The sequence below is a fragment of the Actinoallomurus acaciae genome, from assembly GCF_042429965.1.
Taxonomy (GTDB): domain Bacteria; phylum Actinomycetota; class Actinomycetes; order Streptosporangiales; family Streptosporangiaceae; genus Actinoallomurus; species Actinoallomurus acaciae.
In genome coordinates, this window is record NZ_JBHLZP010000324.1 from 1 (window position 1) to 9,397 (window position 9,397).

Here is a 9,397-nt window from a genome sequence, read left to right on the forward strand (position 1 = left end):
GGTCCGGGGGAGCAGGTAGCGCCCGGCCACCGCGCCGGCGCACCCGGCCGGAACGTTGACCAGGAACACCCAGCGCCATCCCGCCGAGGCGACGATCAGGCCGCCCGCGGTCAGGCCCGCCTCCAGGCCGAGGAGCGGCGCCGCGCGGAGTAAGCCGACTGCGGCACGCGGTCTTCCTGGGACGACGCCGGTGCTCAGCAGGGCGAGGCCGCCGGCCTGGACCATGGCCGCGCCCACCGCCTGCGCCACGCGGAGTGCGATGAGCACCCCCAGCGAGGGCGCCAGCCCGCATCCCGCCGACGCCGCCGCGACGACCACGAGTCCGTACGTCCAGGTCAGCTTGTGGCCGACCGCGTCGGCCATCCGGGTCGCCGGGGCCGCCGCCGCGACCATGGCCAGCAACGGGCCGAGCGACACCCACTGGACCATGGCCGAAGACACGTCGAAGTGCCGCCGCAGCGCGGGCAGCGAGAACGCGACGATGCCGGCGTCGCATCGGCCGAGGAACGTCCCCGCGCACACCGTCGTCGCCGCGAGCCACCCGGCGTGCCGGTGCTCGCGTACGGCCCGAGGCCGGGAGGCCTCCGTACGCAGCGCGCCCAAGACCGGCATGTCCCCACCCCCGCAAGTTAGTTCTGTAAGAGAAGGACATTACGCAACATAGGCACTTGATGACACATAGTGACACTGGCGGAACGGGGCGACGACGGTGCGGCCGGGGCAAGAAGGCCTTGCCCCGGCCGCTCATTGCGGACCGCGTCGAGTCATGCCCGGTACTCGCGCGGGGGCGGCGGGTCCACGGTGGCGATGAGCGAGCGCGCGTGGACCAGGGCGGCGGCGGGGTTCGGGTGGAGCAGATCGGCGGGCGGAAGGTGCGCGTCGTCGGTCGCGTGGGCGATGAGCCGGTGATGGCGGGGGTGGACCCCGGCCAGCAGCACGGTCACGCCGCGACTGCGCAGCTGCGTGATCGTCTCACCGAGTACGCGAGCCGCCGTCAGGTCCAGCGCCGAGACGCCGGCCATGCTGAAGATCACCACCCGCCGTCCGCTCACCTGGCTCAGGCCCTGGAGGAGCCGGTGAGTGGCGGCGAAGAACCAGGGGCCCTCCAGCCGGTAGAGGCCGATGTCGCCGGCGGCCGCACGCCCATGGCCGGCCGCGTCTCCGTTCCCGCCGTCTCCCTGCGGCTCCAGGGGCATCGCCTCGATGCGCCCGCTGCGGGCGAGCGCGGCCACGGTCACCACGGTCGCGATGACCACTCCGGCGGCGACCGCCGCGATGAGGTTCACCATCACCGTGATGACCAGCGTGAACACCACGATCAGAGCGTCGCTGAGACTCGTACGCACGATGGAGGTCAACGAGCTGATCTTGATCATGCGTGCGGCCGCGCCGAGCATCAGCCCCGCCAGCGCGGCGCGGGGGATCGCCGAGACCAGGCCGCCGGCCGCGAAGGCGATCGCGGCGAGCGCGAGGGCGTGGGTGAGGGAGGCGAGCCGGGACGTCGCGCCGCATCGGACGTTGACCGCCGTACGGGCCAGGGTCGCCGTCGCGGGAACGCCGCCGACGAGGGGCACCGCGAGGTTGGCCAGGCCCTGCCCGAACAGCTCCCGGTCCGGGTCGCTCCGCTTTCCGGCGCCCAGCGCGTCCACGACCGCCGCCGACAGCAGCCCCTCCAGGGCGGCCAGCACGGCGATCGCCAGCGCGGACGGCAGGAGGGTCACCGCGACGCCGAGGTCGAGGAAGTGCAGCGACGGGGTGGGCAGGCCGGCGGGCACCTCGCCGATCCGCTGGAGGTGCAGGGGCAGGCACTGGGCGACCAGCGTCGCCGCCGCGATGGCGACCAGGGCGACCGGGAACTTCGGCAGGCGCCGGCTGCCGACCATCATCGCCGCGGCCACCGCCGCCGCCATCAGCAGGGGCGCCGGCCGTACGTCTCTCGCGTAGTCGGCGACGGTCCCGGCGGCGGCGCGCCACACCTTCTCCCCGTGCCGCGGGTCGAACCCGAGTGCGGCCGGGACCTGCTGCAGGGCGATCACGACGGCCACTCCGACCGCGAACCCCTCCACGACCGAGGCCGGGACGCAGCGCGCGTACCGGCCCAGTCGCGCCAGCGCCGCCAGGATGAGCAGGACGCCCGCCATCATCCCGGCGAGCAGGGCGCCCTCCACGCCGTGGTGGCGGATGATCGGGACGAGCACCACGGTCATCACTCCGGTCGGCCCGGAGACCTGGAGCGCACCGCCGCCGAAGATGGCCGCCAGCGCTCCGGCCACGACCGCGGTGGCCAGCCCCGCCTGGGCGCCGAGGCCCGAACTCGCCCCGTAGGCCAGCGCGAGCGGCAGCGCCACGACCGCGACCGACAGCCCGGCCAGCACGTCCCGGCGCGGGTGACGCCGCATCGCGGCCCAGTCCGCTCGCCCGGGGAGCAGGGCGGTCAGCCGGTTTCGCGGGGCCGCCCGGCGCCGGGCGTACCGGGTCGCGGTCCGCGGTGAAGACACGATGTCCCGCATCACACGCTCCGTTCCGGCGGTCGAGTGCGCATATGACGCTTTTGCCGTTACTGGTCGGCATGCGCACGGCGATTATTCCGTCGATCACAGAGAGTAATTACGGTTGTGCCTCGATCGGCAGTTACGGAATAGGCTGGTTTCCCTTCCTGAATGGGGCGCCGCCATCGGCCGTGTCGCTACATTTGTATTTCGTAATGCCGATCGAGACAGTAGATTATGTGGGCTTCACGAAACCTAATGAGTCAGGCTAACTCGACTCAATTAGTCAAGCCCGTCCCGGCCGCCGGAGGAGAGTCGCCTTCTCAACTCGGCGAACGACCGCCGGTCGTTGCCATGGGGGAAGGGCCCGTCCGGCACGGGCGCGCCGAGGAACCCGCACAGCGGCCGCCAGCCCTGAGTGACCTCGAACACCAGTAGCCGGTCGGCGGGGATCTCGCGGCACACCGCCTCGTTGTGCTCCTCGAACACCCGGATGGCGTGTCGTGCGTCGTCGAAGCGGCCGTCGAACACCCCGTCCCACAGGATCTCGCGCACGACCTGCCGCAGCCGGGCCAGGCCCGGGTCGGCCGGCGGCGGGCCGACGGCGGCCTGGTAGATACTTTCGGTCGCGCTTTCGTACCAGCGCCGCGGATCGCGCACCGTGAGGATCACCTTGGCGCGCGGAAAATGGTCGGTGAGCTGACGCCAGAAGCGCGCGCCCGGCCAGTCGACGGTCGCCCGGTATCCGCGGTAGACCGCGTCCCAGTCGGGGTTTTCCTCATGCGCGACTCGCATCCACAGCGAGGCCTGCTCGGGATTCTCGAGGATTTCGACCATGTGGTGGCACGGCCCGAATCCGAGTCGTTCCAATGCCGACTTCAACGACAAGGTCCCAGTTCGCCCGAAACCAGCGCCGATGACATCGAGCATGGCTGATTCCTCTTCCCCCGAGCGGATCGTCGTCCACCGACGATTCCATGATGTCATCGGGGGAAGCGATCACGACTGGGCCTGGCTCTGGTAGGAGATCTCCACGCGGCGGTTCTTGGCGCGTCCGGTGGGGTCGTCCGTGCCGTCCGGCTTCTTGTTCGGTGCGACGGGGCGTGCCTCGCCGTAGCCCGTGGCGCCGACCGGGAACTTCACGCGTGCGGAGAGTTCGGTCCGTACGGCCTCGGCGCGTGCGCGGGAGAGCTTGAGGTTCGCGGCCGGCGTGCCGATGTCGTCGGTGAAGCCGGCCACGCGCACCGGGCCGGTGACCTCCGCGGCGATCTGGTCGATCCGGCGCCTGGCCGTGTCGGTCAGCGTGGCCTTGCCGAAGTCGAACAGCACGTCGGAGGAGATCCGTACGACGGTCCGGCCGCCGTCCCGCTGCCGCTCCTCCAGCGGGATCACCGCGTCGGTGAGCGCGATGTCGCGTACGCCGTCCGATGCGGCGATGGCGTGCACGCTCTGCGCGAGGTTCGCGTCCGGGACGTCCTCGGCGGCGGCGTTCCCCGCGACGAACACCGAGGCCAGCGCGCCGGCCGCCAGGGCCACGCGTCGCACGCCGGTCACCGCGCGACCGGAACGTGCTGGAAGACCGGCCACGAACCGAGTTGGACGTCGACCTGGTCCACGCCCTGGGGAGGCGCGGCGAAGGTGTAGTTCAACATGCCGGGCTGATCGTTGGTCAGGTTCGTCGTGACGTCGTCGCTCTGCAGACTCTGCCCGCTGCTGTCCTTGACGACGACGTACCGCTTGAGGTTGACCGTGTCGATGAGCGACGTTCCGAGGCCGGACTCGTTGTTCAGCCGGTACGGCGTCGGGCGCTCGGTGGCCCCGCGCGCATGCGGGGTCATCGTGACGGAGAGCCGGGCGAGCCGGCCGTCCACCTTCAGCTCGTTGAGCACGACGTCCACCGTGGCCCCGGGGGCCATCGACGACGGGAAGGTGGCCTTCGCCAGCACCTTCGCCGAATTCGCGACGGTGATCCCGCTCTTGGACGCGGGCTGTGACGCCTTGGCGTCATCATCGGTCCCGAAGCATCCGGACACCGCCGGGACCAGCGTCACGACGGTCGCGGCCGCGAGGGCGGCTCGCCGAATCGGCGTCATACGTCCTCCTAGGTGATCAAGCTTGGGCCATAGGGTATGGGCATGGCAGCGCTCGCGCCGCCCGCCGTTTAGGCGGGCCACCGACGACACCGGCGCGTCCCCGCGAACGGCGACGCGCCGTCGGGTCGTGCCCGCACGGGAGTCCACGACCATCTGCTCCGTCGGGAGATTCAACCGTGTCGAAAACCGCCGTCGCGGCGGCTTCTGCTGCCCGAAGACCATCTCGGCCCGCGCTGCGAGGTCTCGCCTGCCTCGCGATCGCCGGCACCACCTGGGGGACGACCGGCGCCGCCATGGAGATCGTCTACCGGTCGAGCGACCTGGGACCCCTGGCCGTCTCGTTCTGGCGCTTCCTCGGCGGCATGGCGCTGCTGGTCGCGGCCCGCGCCGTACGTCCGTCCCGCGCCCTGCCCCGCAGGGCGCAGCCCGTACGACGGCGCGTGCTCCTGCTCACGGGCACGGGCCTTGGCCTGGCCGTCTTCCAGACCGCGTACTTCGGCGCCGTCCAGGACACCGGCCTGGCCGTCGGGACCATCGTCTGCCTGGGCGCGGCCCCGGTGTTCACAACCGCCGGCGCGTGGGTGTTCCTGGGCGAACGCCTCGGCGGCGGCGGCCTGCCGGCGGGCGGCGGCGCGCTGGCCGGCCTCGCGATCCTCGTCCTGGGCGACCGGCACGGAGTGGCCCGGCCGGTGGGCGTGTGCCTGGCGCTGGTCTCGGCGGCCGGGTACGCGGTGACCAACATCCTGGGCCGGTGGACCGGACGCCATGGCACGGGAGAGGACCCCTACGGCCTCACCGTGTGGTCGTTCGCCGTCGGCGCGGCCGTCATGCTGCCCTTCGCGTGGAGCGAGGGCCTGTGGCCGCACACCGCCCACCTCGGGCGGATCGTGCTGCTGATGCTGTACGTCGCCGCCGTCACGACGGCACTCGCCTACCCGCTGTACTTCGCCGGTGCCGCCGCCGTACGGGCGGCCACCGCGGCGGTGGTGATGCTGATCGAGCCGGTCGGCGCGGCCGTGCTCGCCGTTCTCCTGCTCGGTGAGCGCCTCACTCCGGCGACGGTCGGCGGCACGCTGCTGCTGCTCGCGGCCGTCACCGGCCTGGCCGTGACCGAGTCCCGCCGTACGGCGCCATAGCCGAACGTCTCCCGGGTGTGGTGGGTTCGCGCACCATACCCGGGAGCGGCCGTCTGGATTCGGCGTCAGGCGGGCAGGGAGGCGAGCCAGCCGGTCAGGATCGCGTTGACCTCCTCGGGGCGCTCCTGCTGAATCCAGTGGCCGCACCCGTCGAGCAGGTGTGAGGAGGTCAGGCCCGGCAGCGTGGTGGGGTAGGCCTCGATCGCGTCGGCCATCCACATCGTGGAGGCGTCCAGCGCGCCGCCGGCGAACACGGACGGCTGGGTGATGGGGGAGCCACCGTAGCCGGCGAGGTCCGCCCAGTCCCGGTCCATGTTCCGGTAGCGGCTCAGCGCGCCGCTCAGCCCCGTTCGTTCGAACTCCGACGCGTAGACGTCGAGGTCGGCCTCGCTGAGCCAGGCGGGCCGCCGGCCGGTGGGGAACCGGTCGCGCAGCGTCCCGTCCCGGGACACGAAGTGCGGGTCCGGGGCGCCGGCGGGCGGCATGGTGTCGGCGGACAGGGCGGCGTAGACGCCGGCGAGCCAGCCGCGGACGTCCGGTTCGATCTCGGCCTCGGCCCGCCCCGGCTCCTGGAAGTAGCCGACGTAGAACTCCTCGTCTCCGCCCATCCGGGCGAAGACCTCGCTGGGCCGTGGCCCGCCGTGGGGGGCGAAGGGCACGCTCAGCAGCCCGACCGCGCGGAAGACGTCGGGCCGGATGAGGGCGGAGTCGGCGGCGATGACCGAGCCCCAGTCGTGGCCCACGATCACCGCTTGCCGCTCGCCCAGCGCGCGCACCACGGCGACGTTGTCCTCGACCAGTTCCAGCATCCGGTACGCGGCCACGTCCTCGGGTTTGGAGGAACGGCCGTAGCCGCGAACGTCGATCGCGACGGCCCGGTAGCCGGCCGCGGCCAGTACGGGAAGCTGGTGGCGCCAGGAGTACCAGAACTCGGGAAAGCCGTGCACCAGCAGCACGAGCGGCCCGGTGCCCTGCTCCACGAGATGGACGCGTCCAGCGGAGGACCGGACCAGACGGTGGGTGATCTCCCCGGCCGGAGCGGGCTGCGACATCGAACCTCCAGAACCTGCGTCGGGTGCACGCCGGGCTGCATCATCCGACGTACGGGACGACCACCGCCAATCGCGTTGCAGTTCTAGCAAAATCGCAGGTCATATGCTTCTCGGGCGGATGGCCTCCCTCGGCCGCGCCGCACTCGTACGGCTCAGAGCCAGCCGGCCTCGGTGGCGATCCGGACCGCGTGGGCGCGGTTGCGGGCGCCGAGCTTGACGGTGGCGGAGGCGAGGTAGTTGCGCACGGTGCCGCCCGACAGGCACACGTGCGCGGCGATCTCCCGGATCTCGTACCCGCCCGCGTACCGCTGGAGGATCTCGGTCTCCCGGGACGAGAGGGGGCTGGGTTCGGCGTCGAGCGCGGCCATGGCGAGCTGGGGCGCCATCACGCGGGCGCCGGCGCCGGCCTGACCGATCGCGTCGAGCAACTGCCTGCCGGGAACGTCTTTGACGATCAGTCCGCTGACGTTCGCCGCGATGGCGCGCCGAAGATGCCCGGGGCGTATGACGCCCGTGACGATGATGACCTTGCAGCGCGGGAGCAGCGTGTGGAGCTCTTCGAGCACGCTCAGCCCGTCGACGCCGAGCAGGTCGATGTCGAGCACCGCGACGTCGGGGCAGTGTCTGGCCGCGGCGGCGAGTACCGCTCGCCCCGTCGTGACCTGCGCGACGAGCTGGACCCCGTCCTCCTGCTGGACGAGGGCGGCCAGAGTGCTCCTTCGCAGGCGCGTGTCCTCGGTGATCAGGACCCGGAGCCGGCGCCGTTCCCCGGCCGTCATCGGTTCACCGCGCGGGCCGGGAACGTCCTGGCGGCGAGGGCAGGCGACGTCGCCACGACGGGCCGAACGCGGGCGAGCGCCATGGCGACTGGACGACGGGAACGCTGAGTCACTGGTCTGCGGATCGGCCTTGCTGAAGGAGTGGGATGCGCGGCAAGGCTAACGGCGCACCACCGGGCGCACTCGCCACGATGCGCACCGGTCCTCGCCATCTCGCGCACACTTGTGCCGCGCCGATGACGATCGCCGCGCACGGCCCGGCCGCCCGCCGCGTTCGGCCGGCGCGCATGATGGAACTGCCGTCGCATCGGGAGAGGACCAGCGTGAGCACTTTCGACATGCTTTCGGAGGACGAGCGGTTCATCGTCGGCATCGTGCGCGACTTCGTCGACAAGGACGTCAGGCCGGTCGTCCAGGAGCTCGAACACGCGAACACCTACCCCGAGGCCCTGATCGAGCGGATGAAGGAGCTCGGCATCTTCGGCCTGGCCGTCCCCGAGGAGTACGGCGGCACCCCCGTCTCCACCTCGTGCTACGTGCTCATCACCGAGGAGCTGGCGCGCGGCTGGATGAGCCTGGCGGGTGCGATGGGCGGCCACACCGTCGTGGCCAAACTGCTGCTGCACTTCGGCACCGAACAGCAGAAGCGCCGCTATCTGCCGAAGATGGCCACCGGCGAGATCCGGGCGACCATGGCCCTGACCGAACCGGCCGGCGGTTCGGACCTGCAGGCCATGCGCACCGTCGCGCGCCGCGACGGGGACGACTACGTGATCAACGGGGCCAAGACCTGGATCACCAACTCCCGGCGGTCGCGCCTGATCGCCCTGCTCTGCAAGACCGACCCGGACGCCGAGCCCGCGCACAAAGGCATCTCGATCCTCCTCGTCGAGCACGGCCCCGGCCTCACCGTCTCCCGCGACCTGCCCAAGCTGGGCTACAAGGGCGTCGAGAGCTGTGAGCTGTCCTTCGACGACCACCGCGCGAGCGCCGATTCACTGCTCGGGGAGACCGAGGGCAACGGGTTCGCCCAGATGATGAAGGGCCTGGAGACCGGCAGGCTCCAGGTCGCGGCCCGCGCTCTGGGCGTGGGCCGGGCGGCGCTGGAGGACTCACTCGCCTACGCCCAGGAGCGCGAGAGCTTCGGCAGGCCGATCTGGCAGCACCAGTCGATCGGCAACTACCTCGCGGACATGGCCACCTCTCTTTCGGCCGCCCGTCAGCTCACGCTCCACGCCGCGCGCGAGGCCGACGCCGGCCGGCGGGTGGACATGGAGGCGGGCATGGCCAAGCTGTTCGCCTCCGAGACCGCCATGCGGATCGCCCTCGACGCCGTTCGCATCCACGGCGGGTACGGCTACTCCACCGAGTTCGACGTCGAGCGCTACTTCCGCGACGCGCCTTTGATGATCGTCGGCGAGGGGACCAACGAGATCCAGCGCAATGTGATCGTCCGCCAGCTCGTCAAGCGCGGCGGCCTCGACGTCTGACCATCCGGCCGTCCGTGCCGGCGGGACCCGTCCTCCGCCATGGCGCCGGAACCGGCATGCGGATGCCGGTCGGCGACGATCTGCTGGGGAGCGGCAGGCGGACGCGTGGCAGGAGCGGGGCCAGGGATCGGTGCGTCCAGGCGGAGCGGGTGACCCCGGAGCCGTAGGCCAGGTCTTCGGTGAGTCTGAGGGCCGTGTAGCGGACCGGGTCGAGCGCGGGGCGATGCCTGATCCATTCGAGCGCGATCGGGGCGAGCATGGCGGTGGCGCCGGCGCGGGCGGCGCGGCTGCGTCCGCCGGCGGCCAGGCAGACGAGCCCGAGGGGCCACCACTCACGGCGCAACGCGTGGCCGAGGGC

Annotated in this window: 9 protein-coding genes and 1 pseudogene; 2 read left to right on the plus strand and 8 right to left on the minus strand. The window is 71.8% G+C overall.

Going from position 1 to position 9,397, the window contains the following annotated elements:
- The 5 genes from ACFFNX_RS32580 to ACFFNX_RS32600 form a co-directional block, all read right to left on the minus strand.
- Positions 1-612 (minus strand): MFS transporter (locus tag ACFFNX_RS32580; RefSeq protein WP_378209711.1); only part of this gene is annotated, 612 nt, incomplete at its 3' end.
- Positions 613-764: 152 nt separating this feature from the next.
- Positions 765-2,510, minus strand: a complete 1,746-nt coding sequence (locus ACFFNX_RS32585; RefSeq protein WP_378209712.1) for a SulP family inorganic anion transporter — start codon at positions 2,508-2,510, stop codon at positions 765-767.
- A gap of 261 nt (positions 2,511-2,771) precedes the next feature.
- Positions 2,772-3,476 carry a sulfotransferase family protein gene (locus tag ACFFNX_RS32590; protein WP_378209713.1) on the minus strand — a complete coding sequence of 235 codons (705 nt, stop codon included), beginning with the start codon at positions 3,474-3,476 and terminating at the stop codon, positions 2,772-2,774.
- Positions 3,477-3,488: 12 nt separating this feature from the next.
- Positions 3,489-4,043, minus strand: a complete 555-nt coding sequence (locus ACFFNX_RS32595; RefSeq protein ID WP_378209714.1) for an OmpA family protein — start codon at positions 4,041-4,043, stop codon at positions 3,489-3,491.
- Positions 4,040-4,582: a hypothetical protein gene (locus ACFFNX_RS32600; protein WP_378209715.1), complete on the minus strand. Its 543-nt coding sequence runs from the start codon at positions 4,580-4,582 to the stop codon at positions 4,040-4,042. Before ACFFNX_RS32600 ends, ACFFNX_RS32595 begins: the two co-directional genes overlap by 4 nt.
- Positions 4,583-4,758: 176 nt before the next feature.
- On the opposite strand from ACFFNX_RS32600, the gene ACFFNX_RS32605 reads away from it, so the two are divergent.
- A complete protein-coding gene (locus ACFFNX_RS32605; protein ID WP_378209716.1) occupies positions 4,759-5,718 on the plus strand; it encodes a DMT family transporter in 960 nt (319 codons plus the stop codon).
- A gap of 65 nt (positions 5,719-5,783) precedes the next feature.
- Here the strand turns inward: ACFFNX_RS32605 and ACFFNX_RS32610 are convergent, their stop codons facing one another.
- Together ACFFNX_RS32610 and ACFFNX_RS32615 are read right to left on the minus strand one after the other, a co-directional pair.
- On the minus strand, positions 5,784-6,770 hold the full coding sequence (locus tag ACFFNX_RS32610; RefSeq protein WP_378209717.1) for an alpha/beta fold hydrolase: 987 nt from the start codon (positions 6,768-6,770) through the stop codon (positions 5,784-5,786).
- A 152-nt stretch (positions 6,771-6,922) separates the two neighbouring features.
- Positions 6,923-7,549: a response regulator transcription factor gene (locus ACFFNX_RS32615; protein WP_378209718.1), complete on the minus strand. Its 627-nt coding sequence runs from the start codon at positions 7,547-7,549 to the stop codon at positions 6,923-6,925.
- A 323-nt stretch (positions 7,550-7,872) separates the two neighbouring features.
- Here ACFFNX_RS32615 and ACFFNX_RS32620 point away from each other — a divergent pair, with 323 nt between their 5' ends.
- On the plus strand, positions 7,873-9,039 hold the full coding sequence (locus tag ACFFNX_RS32620) for an acyl-CoA dehydrogenase family protein (protein ID WP_446678538.1): 1,167 nt from the start codon (positions 7,873-7,875) through the stop codon (positions 9,037-9,039).
- Here the strand turns inward: ACFFNX_RS32620 and ACFFNX_RS32625 are convergent.
- Positions 9,014-9,397, minus strand: a pseudogene (locus ACFFNX_RS32625) (hypothetical protein); the annotation flags it as partial. The gene ACFFNX_RS32620 and the pseudogene ACFFNX_RS32625 overlap by 26 nt on opposite strands.